Below are 480 nucleotides of genomic sequence, written 5' to 3' on the forward strand. Positions count from 1 at the left end.
AAAAGAGAAAAATGCATACGAAGAGCCCGGAATTAACAGTCCTCGTATGCACTGCAGTTTGAAATGTGCATACGAAAACCACCGAAAAAGCAGTCTTCGTATGCATGATCAAGAGAAAAATGCATACGAAGAGTCCAGAATCACCCCACTTCGTATGCAAGCCCCACTGGTGATTAAGAGTATCATCAAAAGATTGTAATAAATGGCAGTGATTTTAAGAATAATTCATGCTATAATCGGAAATAGATATGACATGACATATCAAGGCATGTTATATGCAATTAAGAAATATGGTTTTCATATATAATTGGGCAATCGCCCATTTATTCACTTTCTTAATTATCTTTTTGGTATCAAATTATTTCCCCATAAAACTGAATCATATTTAACTCAGTCGGAGAAATCCCCAACCTCTAAGCGTTAGCGTAGGTGGGGGTTATGACAAACTATACTCAGTCGGGGTACAAGCTCCGACTGAGT

At 37.5% G+C, this 480-nt stretch carries 1 protein-coding gene; it reads left to right on the top strand.

What is annotated here, in order from left to right; genetic code table 11:
- On the top strand, positions 1 to 199 hold a 199-nt coding region (locus tag CSX02_RS13765), incomplete at its 5' end, for a hypothetical protein (protein ID WP_207653769.1).
- Positions 200 to 480 lie beyond the last annotated feature (281 nt).

Origin of the sequence: Agathobacter ruminis (assembly GCF_002735305.1) — a bacterium.
Lineage (GTDB): Bacteria > Bacillota > Clostridia > Lachnospirales > Lachnospiraceae > Roseburia > Roseburia ruminis.